Consider the following 18656-nt stretch of genomic DNA (forward strand, 5'->3'; position numbering starts at 1 on the left):
TTACTTCGCTTTCCAGACGGGCTCGCGCTTCTGCGCGAAGGCCAGCGGTCCTTCCTGGGCATCCTCGGTTTTGAGCAGGGTGGCGAATTCCCCGAAGGTCTGCTTCCAGAACGGTTCGTCGGCGCCGACGATGCCGTCGATGGCGCCGTAGGACACCCGCTTGCTGGCCCGTACGGCCAACGGGGCGTTCACCGTGATGCGTTCGGCCAGCGCCAGAGCCGCGTCCAAGACGGTACCGTCGGGCACCACCTGGTTGATCAGGCCCCACTTCAGTGCCTCGGCCGACGACAGCGGTTCCCCGGTGTAGATCAGCTCCAGGGCCACCTTCTTGGGCAGTTGCTGCACGATGCGGAACACGCCTCCGGCACCGGCAATCAGGCCGCGCTTCACCTCGGGCAGGCCGAATTTCGCTCGCTCCTCGGCCACCACCAGATCGCTGGCCAGGGCCAGCTCGGTGCCGCCACCCAAGGCGGTGCCGTTGACGGCCGCGATGGTCGGCTTGTCGATGAAGTGCCGCACGTATCCGGCGAAGCCCCACTCCGGGTGGTCGGGGTGGAACAGATTCTCCCCGCGCGAGATGGCCTTGAGATCCGCTCCGGCGCAGAAGGATTTGTCCCCGGCGCCGGTGAGGATGACGGCCCGGACGTCGGGATCGTCCTGCGCCGCCGCCAATGCGTCACCGACGCCGATGGACACCGATGCGTTGACCGCGTTGCGGGCGTCGGGCCGGTTGATGGTGATGATCGAGATGTTGCCCTTGCGCTCGACCAGCGCGCCCGGCTCGGTCACAGCAGTTCCAGGATGGTGGCGTTGGCCTGGCCGCCGCCCTCGCACATGGTCTGTAATCCGTACTGAATGTTGTTGTCCCGCATGTGGTACAGCAACGTGGTCAGGATGCGAGCGCCGGATCCGCCGAGCGGGTGGCCCAGCGCGATGGCACCGCCATTGGGGTTGAGCTTGTTCTCGTCGGCGCCGATGTCCTTCAGCCACGCCATGGGCACCGGGGCGAAGGCCTCGTTCACCTCGAACGCGCCGATCTGGTCCAGGCTCAGGCCCGACTTGGCCAGTGCCTTCTGGGTGGCCGGGATGGGAGCGGTCAGCATGATGACGGGGTCGGCACCGGCCAGCACCGCGGTGTGCACCTTGGCGATCGGGTTGAGCCCCAGCTCTTTTGCCTTCTCCGCGGAGGTGATCAACAGCGCGGCCGAACCGTCGGAGATCTGGCTGGAGTTACCGGCGTGGATGACACCGTCCTCCTTGAAGGCGGGCTTGATGGCGGCCATGGATTCGACCGTACCGCCGCGACGGATGCCACCGTCCTCCAAGACCACGTTGCCCTCAGCGTCCTTGATGCCGACAATCTGGTCCTTGAACGCACCGGAATCCTGTGCCGCGGCCGCCTTTTCGTGCGACCGCAGGGAGAACTCGTCGAGCTGGGTGCGCGACAGGCCCCACTGCTCGGCGATCATCTCCGCACCGACGCCCTGGTTGGGCGTCTGGTCGTAGCGCGCCCGGAAGGCCTCCGGGTAGGGATGGCCACCGTTGGCCAGCGAGGAGCCCATCGGGGTACGCGACATCGACTCGACACCACCGGCGACGACGACGTCATAGTGCCCGGCCACCACGCCGGCGACGGCGAAGTGCAGCGACTGCTGACTGGATCCGCACTGCCGGTCGACGGTCACGCCGGGCACGGTCTCGGGCCACCCGGCGGCCAGTACCGCGGTGCGGGCGATGTCGAGGGCCTGTTCGCCGGCCTGCATCACGCAGCCCCAGATGACGTCGTCGACGAGGGCGGGGTCGATGCCGGCCCGTTGCACAAGGCCGTTGAGGACCTGAGCCGACAGGTCCGCGGGGTGCACACCCGACAGGGCGCCGTTGCGCTTCCCGACCGGGGAGCGCACCGCCTCGACGATGACCGCTTCTGCCATGAACTTCTCCTTCGAAGTGTGCGAGGGGACTTAAAATGCAACCTAGAACAGAAGGTTTACTAGGTCAACCTACTGGTTGGTAGACCTGCGGTGACGCGGAGATGACCGCCGACATGGTTTACTGAGTTCACTAGCTGGCCAGAAGATGTGCAGGAGGCAAGGTGGCACCGTCCACCCCGTTATCGCCGATGATCGGCCCGAACGCCGTGTCATCGACGACCGGCGCCCCCATCCGGAGCCCGAAGACCGCCGAACTCGTCGCAGGCACGCTACGCCGGATGGTGGTCGACGGCCAGCTCAAGGACGGCGACTTCCTGCCCAACGAGGCCGAGCTGATGGCGCACTTCGGGGTGAGTCGCCCCACCCTGCGTGAAGCGGTCCGCGTGCTGGAGTCCGAGCGGCTGGTCGAGGTGCGTCGCGGCTCCCGCACCGGCGCCCGAGTCCGGGTGCCGGGCCCGGAGATCGTCGCCCGCCCGGCCGGGCTGCTGCTGGAGCTGTCGGGCGCGACCATCGCCGACGTGATGACCGCGCGCTCGGGTATCGAACCGATGGCGGTGCGGCTGCTGACCGAATCGGGGAACACCGCGGCGTTCGACGAGCTGGAGACGATGCTCACCGAATACGTCCCGTCCGGACGGGAGACCGGCCGGATGGCCGAGACCACCGGTGATTTCCACCGCCGGATGGTGGAGCTGTCCGGTAACGCGACGCTGACCATCATCGCGGGCATGCTGCACGAGATCACGGTGCGGCACACCGCCTTCGCGATGAAGGAGAACCGCCCGATGTCCAAGTCGGACTACGACCTGCTGATGCGGTCGTACAAGCGGTTGATGACGTTGATGCGCTCGGGCGACGGCGAGGGGGCCGAGGCGCATTGGCGCAAGCACCTGGACACCGCCCGCGACCTGTTGCTGAAGGGTATGGAGACGGTCAAGGTCCGCGACGTGATGGGCTAGCGGAGCGACGCACCCAGCCAGGTCCGCGCGGCGACGGTCAGCGCCTGGACCCCCGTCGTCAACGTCGGCTCCAGCACCGGCGCGAATTCCGGAGCGTGATTCGTCGGCGGCAGTTCACCTTTCGCGAAGGCGTCGGTAAAGGTCTGCGCGTCCACCCCGCCCCAGAACCAGAACACCGTCGGCACGCCGATGGCGTTGCCGAACACCCCGACGTCCTCGCTGGCCGACAGCGGCGGCAGCGGCCACACCTTGTCCGCACCGAAATGCGCGCGTAGGGCGGCGACGGTCTTCTCGGTCGCGGCCGGTTCGCTGATCAGGACCGGCGCCGTCACCGTCCAGTCGAAATCCGGTTCGCGGGGAGCGTTCGAGGCGGCCGCCTCGGCGCGCACGATCCGCTGCACCGCCGCCTTCACCGCGTCCCGCACGTGCTCGGAGTAGGTGCGCAGATTGATGCCCAGCTCGGCGGTGTCCGGGATGATGTTCTCCTTGGTGCCGGCCTGCAGCCGGCCGACCGTGACCACCGCCTGCTCGTGCGGCGGCACCTCACGCGCCACGATGCCCTGCAACCGCAGCACCACCGCCGCGGCCATCACCACCGGGTCGATGGTGTTCTCCGGCGACGATCCGTGTCCGCCCCGGCCGTACAGCGTCACCTCCACCGAATCGGTGCCGGCCATGATCGGGCCGGTACCGAAGCCGAGCACGCCGGCCGGCAGCGGGCCGACGTGCTGGCCGATGACGACGGCCGGCCGGGGAAACCGGTCGAACAACCCGTCGTCGAGCATCGCCTGGGCACCGCTGGCCAGTTCCTCGGCCGGCTGAAACACCGCCAGCACGGTGCCACACCACTGGTCGCGGGTGGCCGCCAGGGCGTGCACCGCGCCGACCAGGGCGGCGGTGTGCATGTCATGCCCACAGGCATGCGCCACCGGTACCTGCCGGCCGGCGGCGTCGGTCACGGTTTTGGTGCTGGCATAGGGCAATCCGGTGTTCTCCCGGACCGGGAGCGCGTCCATATCGGCGCGCAGCATGACCACCGGGCCATCCCCGTTGCGCAGCACCGCAACCACGCCGGTGCCGCCGACGCCCGCGGTGATCTCGGCTTTGCTGCCGTCGAGCGCGGCGATCACCCGCTCCGCGGTGGCGTGCTCCTGCCTCGACAGTTCGGGGTCGCTGTGCAGCGTGCGGTACAGGTCGGCCAGAGCTCCGGCATCGATCGCCATATCCGACAGTCTCGTCTACGCCCGCGTCACCCCGTACACCGGCACGTCATGCTCCCAGGGCTGGCGGACCACCATGTCGGCCACCTTGACGTATCCCGACTCGAACTGCCCGGTGGCGGCATCGACGAGACGGTACTGCTGGGTCTGGCGGTGGATCGGTTGGGCGTCGAGCATGACGACGCGCACCTCACCGGGTTCGAAATGGCAGCGCGCCTGCAGGGCGGCCACCAACTGTTCGTTGCTCATGTGACCGTCACCGAAGTTCCAGCCGATGGCGGTGGAGACGATGCGCTCACCGTCGGTCAGGGTGTAGTCGTCCTCGTTGTGGCCGGCCATCGCCCGCTGCGCGAGGGTGAACAGCGCCCGGCCGTGAGTGTTGAAGGAGCGGAACGCGTATCCCATGTAGAGCGGGATCTGCGCTGCCTCCTTGCTGCCGTAGAACCGTTCCAGCTGCGCGGCGGGCATGCTGGCGATGGCGACGATGCCCTTGGCGATCTTCTCGTCGGCCGACGGTTTGATGCACCACAACGAGGTGTCCCAGTTGCCGGCGTAGTACCGCATGCCCGGCAGGAAGGACACCTTGCGCGGGAACAGGTTACCCACCGCGACGGTGCCCGCGACGACCACGAAAAGCACGATGGGCCACGGGGTTTGGAGATCACCGAGGCCTATCCCGGCCTGCCCCACGAACAGCGTCAGCACCGAGAACATCATGAAGACGTTCCACTCCAGCGGCACGCCCATCGGGATCGAACTCAGGATGCCGAAATGGAAACACAGCATGACGAAGGCGGCGATATAGGTCGGCCAGCCGCCGTGCGAGAAGAACAGCACCAGGGGCACCAAACCCTCCACGGCGGTGGAGAAGTGGGCCAGGAAGCGGGACGGCGGGCCGGGTCGCAGGTCGTCGGGGAAGTGCTCGAAGAACCGGCGTTTGATCCAGCGCGGCCGGAACACCGGGTTGTTGCTCATCATCGTGGAGATGACGAACGGGAAGTGCTTGTTCAGTTTCGAGGTCGCCGCACCCAGCCAGATGACCAGACAGACCAGCTTGGCCGCGATGACGATATCGGCGCCGACGAACAGGAAACACACCGCGAGTGACCCGTACACCTCGCCGCGCGCGGCCAGGAAGATCACCTTGTCGCGCAACCCGGCCACGGCCAGCAGGCCGATGATGGTCGCGGTCTGCCACACCGGCAGAATCCCGACGGCGGAGCCGAGTTCGGGGATGGGGCCGGTGCCATCGGAGAATATGGCGAGGATCAGCACCACCAGCAGCGCACCGTACAGCGCGACGTCGACCGGGGTGCGGGTGTCACCGGCGGTCAGCGGGATCCGGCCCGGCCACGGTGGCAGCCGAATGGTCTTGGGCCGCAACCAGTACAGGATCGACCCCATCGGCGGGAAGAACCGGTTGTTCAGCGGACCGAAGCCGCAGCCCAGGCCCACCACCTCGAACAGCATCGTGTAGAAGACGATCTTCTGATACACGATGGGCTCGGCGTACCAGTGCGAAACATCGAAGAACCCGTCCGACCCGCCCAGCCCGGACGTCGTCCAGACCACCAGCCAGCCGCCCAGGATGTAGGCCAGGATCTTCACCACGTAGAACAGGTGCAGCGCCACCGGCGTGCCGAAGCCGACCTCGGCCCAGTGCCGGGCCATCGGGATGATCCGCTCGGAGCGGGTGCCCTTGCTCCATTCCTCGAAATCGATCTGCGGAGTTTCCTGCTTCAGAAAGCCCATGCGAGTCAGATTAGAACGTGTTCCATTTCCGCGGAAATACTTCCCCGAAACACGCCGTCCGATGCCCCTGCCAGCGGGGCGGCACTCAGGGCGTTGCCGAAGCCTGCTCGGCCGGGCGCCCGCCGAACGTCCCGGCCAGGTACTCCGAGCGCGACGCCTGCCGGGCCAACTTGCCACTGGTGGTGCGCGGGACCGCGCCCGCACTGACGAGCCGGATGTCGGCGACCGCCAGCCCGTGTCCGCGCGAGACGGCGGCCCGGATGGCGGTGATCACCGATTCGGGATCGACGCGGCCGAAGCCGGCGGCCCGTTCCGCCACGATCACCAGTTCCTCGCGGCCCGACGGCCCGGGCACCGCGATGGCCACCACGAAACCGGCCCGCACCGCGGGTGTCGCCTGCGCCACCGTGTGTTCGATGTCCTGGGGATAGTGGTTGCGCCCGTCCACGATGAGCACGTCCTTGACGCGCCCGGTGATGAACAGTTCCCCGTCGACGTAGACGCCCAGGTCACCGGTTCGCAACCACAGGGCGTCGGTGTCGGTGTCTTCGGCGTGGCTGCCGTCGGGCACCTTGGATTGCAGCTTGTTGCGGAACGTCGTCTCGGTTTCGACCGGCCGGCCCCAGTACCCGGTGCCGACGTTGTCGCCGTGCAGCCAGATCTCGCCCACCTCACCATCGGGCAACTCGGCACCGGTGGCGGCGTCGACGATCACCGCCCACTGGCTCGGCGCCACATGACCGCACGCGACATGCGTGCTGGCCGAGGGGTCGGAGGGGTCGACCTGCACCGCATGGCCGGCGCCCAGCTGGTGGCGATCGAGGTAGATCACCCGGGGCGCGTCGGCCGGGTCCGTCGTCGAGACGAACAGGGTGGCCTCGGCCAGGCCGTAGGACGGTTTGACCGCCGTCGGCGCCAGGCCGTACGGCGCGAACGCCTCGTGGAACCGGCTGATCGACTCGGCGCTGACCGGTTCGGAACCGTTGATCAGACCGGCGACATTGCTCAGGTCGAGCTCGTCACCGGCGGGCGGCAGGCCGCGGGTGGCGGCGAGGTCGAAGGCGAAGTTCGGCGCCGCGGCGAACACCCGGCCCGGTTCGGTACCGGCGCCGAGTTCCTTGATCCACCGATACGGCCGCCGGATGAAGGCCGACGGCGACATCAGCGTGATGTGCCCACCCAACAGCGCCGGGAACATGATCATGAGCAGCCCCATGTCATGGAACAGCGGCAGCCAGCTGACGCTGCGGATATCCCAGTCCAGCCCGACGGCCATCACCATCTGCAGGACGTTGGTGCACACCGACCGGTGCGTGATCTCCACGCCCGCCGGTTTGCGGGTGGAACCCGACGTGTACTGCAGGTAGGCGATGTCGTCCATGCCGATGGGCATGGGTCGGTACTCGGTGGCCAGCGTCTCGGGGACGGCGTCGACGGCGAGCATGCGGGGCCGGTGCGCGATGGCGCGGCGGCGCAGCGTTTCGCGCACCCGCTCGGCGCTGTCGGTGGTCGTGAGCACGACGGTCGGCTGGGCGTCGGTGACGACGTTGTCCAGCCGCTCGGCCTGCCCCGCCATTTCCGGCGCGAACAGCGGAACGGCGATGCAGCCGGCCTTGATCGCGGCGAAGAAGGCGACGACGTAGTCCACGCTCTGGGGCGCCAGGATGGCCACCCGGTCACCGGGTTGGGTGACCTGCTGTAATCGCGCGGCCACCGCGCAGACACGCAGCTTCATCTGCTGCCACGACAAGTCGATCCGCCTGACGCTCTGGTCTGGACCGAAATCCAGATACCGATACGCGACGGCGGGCGAGGCAGCCTCGAAGTTGCGGTCCAGATACGTACAAATCGTCGTATCCGTCGGCAGCTCGATTCGGCCGCTCTCGCCGAGGTAGTCCTCCAGCTTCAGCGCCACGTCAGCTCGCTCTTCGCACCCAGTTCCGCCAATACCACGGGAGTCTAGAGAGACTTGCCAGGAATCACGGGCTGCGACACCGCCCGAATCGGATTTCCCGTCGAGCGTCGATCACGACCAGCGATTTCCGGCATGTGCACTCTGTACCCCCGTGCACACCGTAACTAACGTCTCAGGTTCGGCGCGCAGATACCTGTCACTTTGCGGGTGGACGGAAGAAAAGGGCCAGCTGACCGACCCCGCCGAGCAGGCCGAGCAGCACAGCGATCGCCAAGCCGCCCCAGCCCTGCACGTACTGCCACATCCCGGTGCCGTAGAACAGCGCATGGTCCAGGCTGTAGCGGCCGGCGCCGGTGCCGGCGACCGCGACGGCGGCCACCGCCAGGACGAGGTTGTACTCCCAGCCCTCCTTGACGATGAAGAAGCCGTTGTGCCGATGCACGCTCCAGGCCGCGACCAGCATCAGGGCCACGAAGCCGGCGGCCGCGACGGGGGTCAGCAGGCCCACGGCCAGTCCCAGGCCGGCGGCGATCTCGGTGGTGGCGGCCACCCTGGCATGGAACATCCCCGGCTTCATCCCGATGCTGTCGAACCAGCCCGCGGTGCCGGGGATCCGGCCGCCGCCGAAGAACTTGTTGTAGCCGTGTGCGGCCATGGTCAGGCCGAGAACCACACGCAGGACCAGGATCGCGGTGTCGAAAGCAGGATCAGCCACGTAACAGAATCTAGGCCATCTGTTACACGGCCGCCCACCCTCCGTCGACGCTGAGCACCGCGCCGTGGATGTTCGCCGCCTCGGTACCGGCCAGGAAGACCACGGCGGCGGCCACCTCCTCGGGGGTGCTCATCCGGCGCGACGGGATTCGTTCGAGCGTGGGGCCGATGTGGTCGGCGATCTCCAACACCCGGTCGGTGCCGATCGGTCCGGGCGCCACGGCGTTCACGCGAACCCCCAGCGGCCCGTATTCGGCGGCCCACGACTTGGTCAGCGAGTGCACGGCGGCCTTGGTCGAACTGTAGAGCGCCGACTTGTCACCCCCGATCAGGCCGGTGATCGAGCCGATGTTGACCACCGCTCCCTCGCCGCGCTCGGCCATCGCCGGCACCAGCGCCCCGGTCAACAGGAACGGTGCGACGACGTTGGTGCGGTAGGACTCCAGCAGCGCCGCCTCGGTGACCTCGGCGGTGGGCTCCGGCAGCGACCACGCGGCGGCGTTGTTGACCAGGATGTCGATCCGGCCACCGGCCGCCGCCAGCGCGCCGTCGGCCAGGGCCCGGATCTGCGCGCCACCGGCGCCCAGGTCGGCGGCGACGAACTCGGCGTGCCCGCCGGCCGCCCGGACATCGGCGACGACGGCGTCTCCCCTGGCTTTATCGCGACCGCTGACCACCACCAGGGCGCCCTCGGCCGCCAGCGCCTTGACGATGGCGACACCTAAGCCGCCGGTGGAACCTGTGACCAGTGCGGTGCGGCCCGCAAGCCGCGTAGTGTTTGGACTCATGAGTCCACAAGTACGGAAGTGAAAATGGACCCGCAAGTCCAAAATCTCAGTACTCCGGCGACCAGGAAAGGCGCGGCCACCCGCGATCGCATCGTGCGGGGCGCGGCCGCCGTGATCCGCGACCGCGGCGTCGCGATGACCACGCTCGACGACATCCGGGCCCGTACCGGCACGTCCAAGAGTCAGTTGTTCCACTACTTTCCCGGCGGCAAGGACCAGTTGCTGCTCGCGGTCGCCGCGCACGAGGCCGAGCAGGTGCTCGCCGACCAACAACCCCATCTGGGCGGGCTGACCTCATGGGCGGCCTGGCAGCGGTGGCGCGATGCGGTGCTGGACCGCTACCGGCGACAGGGGCAGAGCTGCCCGCTGAGCATGTTGATGTCGGAGATCGGCCGCACCACCCCCGGCGCCCAGGCGGTCACCACGGCCCTGATGCGTCGCTGGCACGACGAGATCGCCGATGGCATCCGGGCGATGCAGGCCCAGGACAAGATCGACGCCGGGGTGCACCCGGAGAAGGCCGCGGCGGCCCTGCTGGCCGGCATCCAAGGAGGTGTCGGCATCCTGCTGGCCACCGGTGATCTGTCCTACCTGCAACACGCCCTGGACGTGGGGATCGAAAACCTGCGCGCCGCTTAGGGTTTGCCGCGCAGGTGCTCGACCAGTTGATCACACACCCCGGCCCAGCCGTTCTGGAAGTCGCGGAACACCTCCGACGGCAACAGCGTGTGCTCGATCGACATGAGCGTCTCGCCGTCCCCGTGCGGCTCGAACGTCACGGTGACCACACTGGTGGCCGTCGGATCCGGCCAATCCGAGTTGGACCAGGTGAAGCGCAGCAGCCGCGGACGTTCGATGGCCAGGAACTGACCGCTGATGATCACCAGCCCGCCGGTATGGTCGACGTCGAATCGCACCTTGCCGCCCACATAGGGCTGCACGGTGACGGCGACACAGCGATCCGGGCGGGGACACATCCACTCCGCCAACGACTCCGGGTCCAGCCATTCGTCGAACACCACCGCGGGATCCGCGGGCATGATGCGCTCGACGCGGGCGGTGACGGTCTCGGTCATCGGGACCGCCCCTGCCCGGGTCCCTGAGATCGGCGACCGTTGTTCCGCCGCAACCGGGCTGCCAGTGCATCGGCGCGGGCCGACCAGAAGTCCGTCTGGTCGCTGATCCACTGCTGAGCGGCGGCCAGCCCCTGCGGCTGCAACGACAGCCAATGCTCGCGCCCACGCACCTCCCGGCGCACCAGTCCGGCCGCCTCCAGCACCCCCACGTGTCGGGACACCCCGGCGAACGTCATGGGCAGCGGCGCGGCCAGGTCGGTGATCCGCGCGTCACCGCCCCGCAGCGCCTCCAGCAGCCGCCTGCGGGTCGGGTCCGCGAGCGCCGCGTAGGCGCGGTCGAGCACCTGATCTTCAACCATTCTGTTGACTATAGCCGCCGGGCCGTGCTTCCCTGGAGACACATCGTTAAACACATTTGTTGAATTATTGGAGGATCGTGATGGACAAGCCGGCGGTCGTCTCAGCCGACGAATGGCAGCAGGCACTCAACGAAATGCTGGTCAAGGAAAAGCAATTCACCAAGGCCCGCGATGCGCTGGCCGCCGAGCGACGGCGGATGCCGTGGACGGAAGTGGCCAAGGACTACCGGTTCGACGGACCCTACGGCGCCGTCAGCCTGCTGGACCTGTTCGCCGGCCGACGCCAACTGCTGGTCTACCGCGCCTTCGTCGACCCCGGCGTGCACGGCTGGCCCGAGCACGGCTGCGTCGGGTGTTCACTGATGGCCGACCACATCGGCAACCTGGCGCATCTGAACGCCCGCGACACCACCCTGGTCTACGCGTCGCGCGGCTCACAGACCGACCTGGCCCGGATCAAGGCGCGGATGGGCTGGGACATCCCCTGGTACACCATCCTGCCCACCGCGGACGCCGCGTTCGACGTCGACTTCGGGGTGCACGAGTGGCACGGCACCAACGCGTTCATCCGGGACGGCGAACGCATCTACCGGACCTACTTCATCAACAACCGCGGCGACGAGGTGTTCGTCAACACCTGGAACTTCCTCGACATGACCGCCCTGGGCCGACAGGAGACGTGGGAGGACTCCCCCGCCGGTTACCCGCAGACCAAACCGTACGAATGGTGGTGCTGGCACGACGAATACGGGCAACGGGTACCGTCGCGCTGGTTCGGTGACCCGGATCCGACGGATCCCAACGATCCCCGCCCGGCCGCCACCTCGCCCGGCTGCGACTGCCATGACCGCGCCTGATCCCCTCGGCGTGTGGTCGCTGTACCGCGCCACCGCGGACCGCATCGTCGGACTGCTCGACGACGATGCGGCATGGGACACCCGCCTGCCGTGCTGCCCGTTGTGGTCGGTCCGCGACGTCATCGCGCACCTGACCGCCGTCGCCGAGGATTGGGCCACCGGCACGCTCACCGGCCCGCCCGGTGATGCCGAAACGGCCGCGCAGGTGGCCCGGTTCGCCGATCACGACGTCCCGGCGCTGCTGGCTGCCTGGGAGGCCGCGACCGAGCGGTTGCACCGACACGCCGCCGCGGGCACCGCACCCCCACTCGGGGACATCGTCTCGCACGAACACGATATCCGCGGCGCCCTCGCCGTGCCGGGTGCCCGCGATGACGTCTCGGTCCGCCACGTCGCCGACCAGTTGCTGGCCATGCTGGACACCCCGGTCGCCCTGCGGGTGTGCACACCGGATCGGGAGTACCGCAGCGGTCCGCGATCGGGCACCGAGATCACCCTGCACACCGACGATTTCGAGGCGTTGCGCTGGCGGACCGGCAGGCGCAGCCCGGCCCAGATGGCGGCCATGGCGTGGTCGGCCGACCCCGCCCCGGTGCTGGAGCACCTCTATCTGTTCGGCCCGGCCCAGGACGACATCGTCGAGTAGAGATTCACCGGAGCCGGGCCACGTAGGCGTCCACATCGCCGATGGCCGACTCGGTGGCGAACACGTTGATCGAAACGGTGTCCCCCAGCCCCATCACACCGTGGGTCAGGCCCATCATCGGTGACAACCCGGGGAACACGGCGGCCACCCGCACCGGACACCCGCCGAAGCCGAAATCGGCGGCGCCGCAGTTGATGCTCGACACCACGGTATTGCCGATGACCGTCGCCGACCGCGCCGTGGGGTCGAATTGGCTTATCCCCCACCGCAGCAGCGGCGCGGGGGTGGCGGCGAACGCCCGGTCCGACGCCTGCATCGCCGGGTGCGCCGCCCGGTCCCGACGGGCCCGCAGTTCCGCGGCGATGGCAGCGATCCGCGGCTGCACCGCAAGCTCTGGATGCAGGCCCACACCGGCAGCACGGAAGTGGTTGTATACCTGGCGCACACCGGGTTTGGTCATCGTGACCTCCGCGCCCAGCCCGCTGGTGTCCTCGCCGAGTTCGGCCAGGTGCGCGGCCAGCGCACCGGCGATGCGGGCCAGGGCCACCACGGTGACGGTGCCCCCGGACAGCGCCGCCCGGGGCAGCACCACGCTGCGCATCGCACGGCGCCCCGCCGGCGGCGCGTTGGTGCGCAACGGCGGGCGTCCCGGCGCCGCCGGCGGTACGCGCCCGGATTCGCTGTCACGCACCAGCTCTCGCTGCGCCCGGACCGCCTGAACGGTGCGCCACGGCAGCGACAGCGGGGCGGCACGCGGCGGCAGCACCGGCGGCACCGCGCCGGGCCGGCCGAACATCAGAGCCGCCGGCGCATTGGTGCGCCCGGCACCGCCGAGGGTATGGGTGATCTGCAAGACGGCCACCGTCCCCGGCCCGGCCGCGCCGGGGACACCGTCGATATCGGTGAACACGTGCAGCCGCCAGGGTGTCACCTGCGGATCGAGCTGGTCGTCGACCAAGCCGTTGACCACGGAAAGGCAACCGTCCCAGGTTCGCTCGCCGGGTTCGCGGACCAGGAACCGGGACCGGTCGGGCGGGCACGGCGCCCAGCGCGGGTACCGCAGGCGCGACGAGTCGTCGATGCGCTGCGACAGGTCCGGGCTGGTGCGGGCCCGCTCGAGCAGCTCGTCGAGCGCCCGGTCCAGGTCGCCGGGCACCCCGTCGAACCCGAACACCATGAAGGTGTCGTTGGGAATCTTGGCCGACATCCAGAACATCTGGGCGTCGACGGGTGCGAGCCGGCTTATGGCTACACCGGGTCGAATTTGGAGATCAGCCAGCGATCGCCGTGCTTTTCCAGCGCCACGCGCACGCTGGATGCGGTGTCGGTGGGCGCGTCGGCGCCGACCACCACGGTCTGGTTGACGAACACCAACACCACGGCCTTGTTGGGGTCGGCCGATACCGAGGCCGCGGCCGGGACGGTCGCCACCGCCGAGATCTGCTTCTGCTTGGCGCCCGGGATGACCACGTCATGGGTCAGCGAGGTGTAGGCGTCCTGGAACTCGCCGGTCAGCAGATCACGCGCGGCATTGAGCTGTTGTTCGACGGTGTCGGGCTTGTAGGACAGCAGCGCGATGGTGCTGTCCTTGGCCACCTGGACGGACTCGGCGCGAGCCTTATCACCGTCGCGAACCGAGTTGTCCTGCCATTTGAGGAAACCCGCGGCCAGCGCCAACACCAGAGCCAGCCCCGGCAGCACGCCGTACGCCACCACACGGGTCCAGTCGACGGACCGTTTCGGCTGCGGGGCGGCCTGGGCCTTGTCGGGGACGGTGGGCGTCGCAGCGGCCTCCGTGGCTTCGGTGGCCTCCGTGGCTTCGGTAGCTTCAGTGGCTTCGGTGGCCCCGGACTCGGTGATCTCCTGCGCTTCGTCGCTGGGCACGGTGTCGACGTCCTTGTTCGGTTCGGTCACGGCACAAACTCCACGTTGGACACCTTCACGTCGTCACCCATCTTCTGCACGGTGATGCGCATCCGCCACAGCCGCGGCTGTTGCTCGGCGGCACCGGCATTGGAGGTCTGCACCGTCACCGCCACCAGCACCTGCGCCCCGGTGTCGGTGTCGGATTCCAGACCGGCCTCGGTCACGGTGCCGACCGACTTGGACTTCGCCTGCTTGACCACCTCGACGAACGGCCCGGCCCGCTTCTGGAAGTCGTCGTAGAACGTGCCGGTGGCCGAATCGAGGATGCGCTGCACGTCGGCGTCGGCGTGCTCGAAGTCGATGGTGGTCAGGTTGATCGCGCCCTGGCGCCCCACCTGAAGGAACACCTTGCGCTGATCGTCGAGTTGTTTGGACTGGTAGGCCCGGACGCCCAGCCAGCCGGTGAGCCCGCCGAGGGCGAGCACCAGCACCAGGCCGGCGATCAGGGCCAGTGTGACATGCGAACGCTCCGGGGCCGCGGTACCGGCATCCGGCTCGACGGCGTCGACCTCCGCACCGTCCTCGACCGCCGCGGCTTCGGCGGTCTCGGTGGCTTCACTGGTCTCGGTGGCGGCTTCGGTTTTGCCGTCGGCTGTCTGGTCTGCGGACTCGCTTACCGCCCCTTCGGGGGTAGCAGCATCGTCTGCCATGTTTGCTCCTCGCTCGCACTGCGGGCCAGATTGGACTGGGTGTACACCTGACCGTCGGGTCCAACGTACGTGCCGGTGCTGGGATCGTATTCGGCGGCCGCGATGGGCGGGGGCGGTGGGGCTCCCGACGGCACCGCGGGTGCGGCCGGCGCGGGCGGGGTACCCGGTGGCAACTGCGGGATGGCCTGCCCGGACAGGGTGGCGTTCGGGTCGCCCTTCCAGTTGTAACCATCGTTGAGCGGAATGTAGTTTTCGTTGCTCTCGCACAGCTTGACCGTCGGCGCCCGCTTACCCGGCACCGTCTCGCACGGCAGGTTACGTGCGCCACGCACGTTGCCGGCCGCGTCCTGCGGGATGCGGCAGTACAGGTCCCCGGCCGGGCGGTCCGGGTAGTCCACGTCGGCGGCCACCCGCCACTGCTGCGGCGGAAGGAAGCCCGTGGTGCACGGCGGCGGCAGGTTGAGGTTCAGATTGAGGTCCAGATAGGCGCCCTTGAAATTCTGCTTGGTGTTGCGGTTCGCGGTGCCGACGGCCTGCGAGGTGGCGGTGCCCTGCGGCAACAGCACCAGCAACTGCTCCAGCGACGGCTGGTAGGTGATGGCCACCTGGTTGATGTTGACCAGGTTGGCCAGCACCACCGGCAGCGTCGGCTGCAGCCGACCCAGCAGCGCCCGCACCTCGTCGGCGGCACCCGGTCCCTGTCTGAGCACGCCGCGCACGGCCTGATCCTGCGACTGCAGCTGCCCGGTGATGGTGGCCAGGTGGGAGGCCCAGGCCTGGATGGATCCCGACGTATCGGTCTGGGTGTCCAGCACCGGCTTGGACTGGTCGATCAACGCGGTCAGGGGGTCGAGGTTGGCGCGCGCATCGATGGCCAGCGCCGTGGAGCCCTTCACCAGACGGGACAGATCCGGTCCCAGCCCGCCGACGGCCTGGTAGGCCTCGTCGACGGCGGTCTGCAGGTTCTCCCGGGGAATGGCGTCCAACCCGCGGTTGGTCGCGTCGAGCAGGGCGTTGACGTCCGGCGGCACGGTGGCCCGGTCGGCGGCGATGACGTCCCCGTTGCGCAGGTACGGGCCGCCGTCGGCGCGGGGCAGCAGCTCGACGAACAATTCACCGATCGCGGTCTGGCTGTGCACCTGCGCGTCCAGGTCGGCCGGGATCTTCACGTCGTCGGTGAGCGACAGGACGGCGTTGACGCCGCCGTGCTCGTCGAGGCCGACGCTCTCCACCCGGCCCACCTGGGTGCCGCGGTAGGTGACATTGCTGCGCGGGTACAGTCCGCCGGTCTCGGGCAGCTGCAGCGTCACCTTGTAATGCCCTGCGCCCCACAGCAAGTTGGGCAGGTTCATGTAGCCGAACACCATGATGCCGATGGCGATGGCCGCGATGAAGGTGAACACCGCGAACTGCAGCAGGATACGTCTGGTCAACACCATGGTTACGGCCCCTGATCCCAGCGGTACGGCACCACGAGCGGATTCACCGCGGTGTAGGGGCTGGGCAGCTGGCCGATGGTGCGGCCCCACTGCATCTCCAGCTCGGTGAGATCGCCCTCCCAGCGCGTTCCGGTGAACACACCCTGGTCCAGCCGGCTCAGCGTCAGGTCGACCACCAGGGTGAGGTTGGCGTAGTCACCACGCATCCAGTTGGCCAGCGTCTCCTTGGGGAACGGGTAGGTGGTGAAGAAGCTCAGCGACCGGGTCAGCGCCGGCCCGGCATTGGCCAGTTGTTCCAGCGTCGGGCCGAGCGATTTCAGCTCCGCCACCAGCGCCTCACGGGTCTGGTTGGCCGAATCCGCCGCCAGCGCACTGAATTTGCCCAGCTGGGTCACCGCCTCGGCGAGCTGGTTGCGCTGATCCTTGAGCACCGCCAACGCGTCGGGCACCGTCTTGAGCGCCTTGTCCACCACCGGTTTCTGCGCGGCGACCTGCCCGACCAGATCGTTGAGGCTGGCCGCCGCGTCGATGATGTCGTCCTTCTGGTCATTGGTGTTGGCGATGAAGATGTTCAGCTGGTCGATGAGGCTGCGCAGGTCGGCCTCGCGGCCGGTGAACGCCTGGCTGAACGCCGCGGTGATGTCCTGCACGTTGCCCAGGCCACCGCCGTTGAGCAGCAACGAGATGGCCGCCAGCGTCTGCTCGGTGGTCGGGTAACCGCCGCTGCTGGTCAACGGAATCAGTGAGCCGTCGTGCAGCCGGCCTTGCGGTGCAATGTCTTTGGGCGGCGCGAGTTCGATGTGTTGGGAACCCAGCAGGCTGGTTTGGCCGATCTTGGCGGTCGCATTGGCCGGTAGCACCACATCGGCGTTGAGCTTCATCGTGATCAGCGCATGCCAGCCCTGCCGCTGGATATCGGTGACGTTGCCGACGGTGACGTCACCGACCCGGACCCGCGAATTGCGGTCCAGGTTGTCCACATCGGGCATCTCGGCCTTGACCGTGTAGGCGCCCGGCCCCTGCCCCTCGACGCCGGGCAACGGCACCGAGTTCAGGCCCTGCCAAGAGCATCCGCCCAACGCCAGGCAGGCCAGTGCAAGGATCAGCCGTTTCATGAGCCACCGCCGCTGTGCACCATCAGGCCGGGCAGGCCGGCGTTCGGATCGGTCACCTGGGGTGCCTCCGCCGGCAGCGGCGGGGCCGCGGGATCGGCCACCGGCGGCGGCAGGATCGCCGGCGCGGGGCCCGGTGGCGGGATGTAATCCGGCCGCATCCATTCCTCGCTGTAGGTGATCTCGTTGGGCCGGGCCTGCGCGCCGACCAACTGGTTCAACCCGAGGGGCAGGAAGTTGTACTGGCGGTTCTTCACGATCGGCGCCAGGTACTGCACGCACAACTTGGCCGATTGCTCGGCGCCCATCCGGGAGGCCGCCTGAATACCGCCGCACAGGAACGAGATCGGGTCGGCGAAGTTGCTGATCGCCGGCACGGCGGCGACCGCACCCACCGCCGGTTGGTAGATGTTGACGTAGTTCTGGAACGCCGACGGCGCGACGTGCAGGAACTGTTTGACGTCGTCGAGGCTGTCGTTGAGGGTTTGCGTCACCCCGGCCAGTTTGTCCGACGTGGTGCCCAACGCCTCCCGGTTGTCGGCCACGAACGCCTGCACCTGCCCGACGGTGTCGGACAGATCCTTGACGGCATTGCCGACCTCGTTCGGGTTGTCGGCGAGCAGCCCGGTCACCGAGGCCAGGTTCTGGTTGAGCTGGCGCATCACCGTGGTGCTGTCTTGCAGCGCCGACACCAGGATGGAGAGGTTCTTGACGGTGCTGAAGATGTCGGTGCTGTGGTCACCGAGCGCCGAAAAGGCCTGGGACAGCTTGGTCAGCGCGTCGCGGATGCTGGCGCCCTGGCCGCGCAGGTTGTCGGCGGTGGTGTTGATGAACGAGCCGAGGGTGCTGACGCCGCCGGGCTCGGTCGGCTGCAGGGTTTCGGTCAGGCGCTGCAACTGCTTGCGGAAATCGTCGTATTCGACCGGCACGACGGTACGTTCCCGCGGGATGACGGCGTCGTTCTTGAGCACCGCCCCGCCCGAGTAGGCGGGTGTGAGCTGGATGGCGCGCGAGGTGACCAGCATCGGCGACAGGATCGCCGCCTTCACGTCGGCCGGCACCTTGTAGCGGTCGTCGTAGTGGAACGTGACCTTCACCTGCTGCGGTTCCGGCTCGATCTTGTCGATCCGGCCGACGGGCACCCCGAGGATCACCACGTCGTCACCGACGAAGATGCCGTTGCTGTTCTCGAAGTACGCGACGACGTTCGTCCGGTTGAGGGTGTCGCTGGCCCGTGTCACCAGGTACACCCCGGCGCCCAGCATGAGCACCAGGGCCAGTGCCAGACCGATGCGGGCGTTGCGCACGTTCA

At 68.4% G+C, this 18656-nt stretch carries 19 protein-coding genes; 4 read left to right on the forward strand and 15 right to left on the reverse strand.

From position 1 onward, the window contains the following. Together BN977_RS07555 and BN977_RS07560 are read right to left on the reverse strand one after the other, a co-directional pair. On the reverse strand, positions 1–789 hold the full coding sequence (locus BN977_RS07555) for a crotonase/enoyl-CoA hydratase family protein (RefSeq protein WP_234709519.1): 789 nt from the start codon (positions 787–789) through the stop codon (positions 1–3). Next, the gene (locus BN977_RS07560) at positions 786–1931 is read right to left on the reverse strand and encodes a thiolase family protein (protein WP_024453842.1); all 1146 of its coding nucleotides are present in this window, start codon (positions 1929–1931) and stop codon (positions 786–788) included. Before BN977_RS07560 ends, BN977_RS07555 begins: the two co-directional genes overlap by 4 nt. Positions 1932–2092: 161 nt before the next feature. Between BN977_RS07560 and BN977_RS07565 the strand changes: the two genes are divergently transcribed. Beyond that, positions 2093–2890, forward strand: a complete 798-nt coding sequence (locus BN977_RS07565) for a FadR/GntR family transcriptional regulator (RefSeq protein WP_024453841.1) — start codon at positions 2093–2095, stop codon at positions 2888–2890. On the opposite strand, the gene BN977_RS07570 is transcribed toward BN977_RS07565, so the two are convergent. From BN977_RS07570 to BN977_RS07590, 5 genes are all read right to left on the reverse strand, one after another. Continuing rightward, positions 2887–4113 carry an amidohydrolase gene (locus tag BN977_RS07570; protein WP_036396947.1) on the reverse strand — a complete coding sequence of 409 codons (1227 nt, stop codon included), beginning with the start codon at positions 4111–4113 and terminating at the stop codon, positions 2887–2889. The genes BN977_RS07565 and BN977_RS07570 overlap by 4 nt on opposite strands. A gap of 15 nt (positions 4114–4128) precedes the next feature. Next, positions 4129–5862 carry a DUF3556 domain-containing protein gene (locus tag BN977_RS07575; protein WP_036396948.1) on the reverse strand — a complete coding sequence of 578 codons (1734 nt, stop codon included), beginning with the start codon at positions 5860–5862 and terminating at the stop codon, positions 4129–4131. 85 nt (positions 5863–5947) lie between these two features. Continuing rightward, positions 5948–7777 (reverse strand): fatty acyl-AMP ligase, encoded by a 1830-nt coding sequence (locus tag BN977_RS07580; RefSeq protein ID WP_051561139.1) that lies wholly within the window; start codon positions 7775–7777, stop codon positions 5948–5950. A 196-nt stretch (positions 7778–7973) separates the two neighbouring features. Further along, complete coding sequence (locus BN977_RS07585; RefSeq protein ID WP_036396950.1) at positions 7974–8492, reverse strand: DoxX family protein; 519 nt, start codon at positions 8490–8492, stop codon at positions 7974–7976. Between the two features lie 22 nt (positions 8493–8514). Continuing rightward, positions 8515–9279 carry an SDR family NAD(P)-dependent oxidoreductase gene (locus tag BN977_RS07590; protein WP_036396952.1) on the reverse strand — a complete coding sequence of 255 codons (765 nt, stop codon included), beginning with the start codon at positions 9277–9279 and terminating at the stop codon, positions 8515–8517. Between the two features lie 24 nt (positions 9280–9303). Here BN977_RS07590 and BN977_RS07595 point away from each other — a divergent pair, with 24 nt between their 5' ends. Further along, positions 9304–9918, forward strand: coding sequence for a TetR/AcrR family transcriptional regulator (locus tag BN977_RS07595; protein ID WP_036396954.1), 615 nt, complete (start codon positions 9304–9306; stop codon positions 9916–9918). Here the strand turns inward: BN977_RS07595 and BN977_RS07600 are convergent. Together BN977_RS07600 and BN977_RS07605 are read right to left on the reverse strand one after the other, a co-directional pair. Next, positions 9915–10355, reverse strand: a complete 441-nt coding sequence (locus BN977_RS07600) for an SRPBCC family protein (RefSeq protein ID WP_036396955.1) — start codon at positions 10353–10355, stop codon at positions 9915–9917. The two genes, BN977_RS07595 and BN977_RS07600, sit on opposite strands and share 4 nt — an antisense overlap. Beyond that, a complete protein-coding gene (locus tag BN977_RS07605) occupies positions 10352–10714 on the reverse strand; it encodes an ArsR/SmtB family transcription factor (RefSeq protein ID WP_036396957.1) in 363 nt (120 codons plus the stop codon). Before BN977_RS07605 ends, BN977_RS07600 begins: the two co-directional genes overlap by 4 nt. A gap of 80 nt (positions 10715–10794) precedes the next feature. Here BN977_RS07605 and BN977_RS07610 point away from each other — a divergent pair, with 80 nt between their 5' ends. Beyond that, entirely contained in the window at positions 10795–11571 is a 777-nt protein-coding gene (locus BN977_RS07610; protein WP_051561141.1) for a DUF899 domain-containing protein, read from the forward strand. After that, entirely contained in the window at positions 11558–12217 is a 660-nt protein-coding gene (locus BN977_RS07615) for a maleylpyruvate isomerase N-terminal domain-containing protein (protein ID WP_036396959.1), read from the forward strand. The genes BN977_RS07610 and BN977_RS07615 overlap by 14 nt, the downstream gene beginning before the upstream one ends. Positions 12218–12221: 4 nt before the next feature. On the opposite strand, the gene BN977_RS07620 is transcribed toward BN977_RS07615, so the two are convergent. From BN977_RS07620 to BN977_RS07645, 6 genes are read right to left on the reverse strand one after another with little or no spacing between them, the layout of a single operon-like run. Further along, on the reverse strand, positions 12222–13424 hold the full coding sequence (locus BN977_RS07620) for a DUF1298 domain-containing protein (RefSeq protein WP_234709520.1): 1203 nt from the start codon (positions 13422–13424) through the stop codon (positions 12222–12224). A gap of 41 nt (positions 13425–13465) precedes the next feature. After that, on the reverse strand, positions 13466–14131 hold the full coding sequence (locus BN977_RS07625; RefSeq protein ID WP_036396962.1) for an Rv1363c family protein: 666 nt from the start codon (positions 14129–14131) through the stop codon (positions 13466–13468). Beyond that, positions 14128–14793 (reverse strand): Rv1363c family protein, encoded by a 666-nt coding sequence (locus BN977_RS07630; protein WP_036396964.1) that lies wholly within the window; start codon positions 14791–14793, stop codon positions 14128–14130. The genes BN977_RS07625 and BN977_RS07630 overlap by 4 nt, the downstream gene beginning before the upstream one ends. Continuing rightward, positions 14757–16232, reverse strand: coding sequence for an MCE family protein (locus BN977_RS07635; protein ID WP_036396965.1), 1476 nt, complete (start codon positions 16230–16232; stop codon positions 14757–14759). The genes BN977_RS07630 and BN977_RS07635 overlap by 37 nt, the downstream gene beginning before the upstream one ends. Positions 16233–16234: 2 nt before the next feature. Next, positions 16235–17347, reverse strand: coding sequence for an MCE family protein (locus tag BN977_RS07640; protein ID WP_024453826.1), 1113 nt, complete (start codon positions 17345–17347; stop codon positions 16235–16237). Continuing rightward, positions 17344–18651, reverse strand: a complete 1308-nt coding sequence (locus BN977_RS07645) for an MCE family protein (protein WP_024453825.1) — start codon at positions 18649–18651, stop codon at positions 17344–17346. Before BN977_RS07645 ends, BN977_RS07640 begins: the two co-directional genes overlap by 4 nt. Positions 18652–18656 lie beyond the last annotated feature (5 nt).

The organism is Mycolicibacterium cosmeticum (assembly GCF_000613185.1).
GTDB lineage: Bacteria > Actinomycetota > Actinomycetes > Mycobacteriales > Mycobacteriaceae > Mycobacterium > Mycobacterium cosmeticum.

Coding starts and splice junctions, on each gene's coding strand:
- BN977_RS07560 (WP_024453842.1), bottom strand. CDS start 1,931: ATGGCAGAAGCGGTCATCGTCGAGGCGGTGCGCTCCCCGGTCGGGAAG.
- BN977_RS07570 (WP_036396947.1), bottom strand. CDS start 4,113: ATGGCGATCGATGCCGGAGCTCTGGCCGACCTGTACCGCACGCTGCAC.
- BN977_RS07575 (WP_036396948.1), bottom strand. CDS start 5,862: ATGGGCTTTCTGAAGCAGGAAACTCCGCAGATCGATTTCGAGGAATGG.
- BN977_RS07590 (WP_036396952.1), bottom strand. CDS start 9,279: ATGAGTCCAAACACTACGCGGCTTGCGGGCCGCACCGCACTGGTCACA.
- BN977_RS07595 (WP_036396954.1), top strand. CDS start 9,304: ATGGACCCGCAAGTCCAAAATCTCAGTACTCCGGCGACCAGGAAAGGC.
- BN977_RS07600 (WP_036396955.1), bottom strand. CDS start 10,355: ATGACCGAGACCGTCACCGCCCGCGTCGAGCGCATCATGCCCGCGGAT.
- BN977_RS07605 (WP_036396957.1), bottom strand. CDS start 10,714: ATGGTTGAAGATCAGGTGCTCGACCGCGCCTACGCGGCGCTCGCGGAC.
- BN977_RS07610 (WP_051561141.1), top strand. CDS start 10,795: ATGGACAAGCCGGCGGTCGTCTCAGCCGACGAATGGCAGCAGGCACTC.
- BN977_RS07615 (WP_036396959.1), top strand. CDS start 11,558: ATGACCGCGCCTGATCCCCTCGGCGTGTGGTCGCTGTACCGCGCCACC.
- BN977_RS07620 (WP_234709520.1), bottom strand. CDS start 13,424: ATGTCGGCCAAGATTCCCAACGACACCTTCATGGTGTTCGGGTTCGAC.
- BN977_RS07630 (WP_036396964.1), bottom strand. CDS start 14,793: ATGGCAGACGATGCTGCTACCCCCGAAGGGGCGGTAAGCGAGTCCGCA.
- BN977_RS07635 (WP_036396965.1), bottom strand. CDS start 16,232: ATGGTGTTGACCAGACGTATCCTGCTGCAGTTCGCGGTGTTCACCTTC.
- BN977_RS07640 (WP_024453826.1), bottom strand. CDS start 17,347: ATGAAACGGCTGATCCTTGCACTGGCCTGCCTGGCGTTGGGCGGATGC.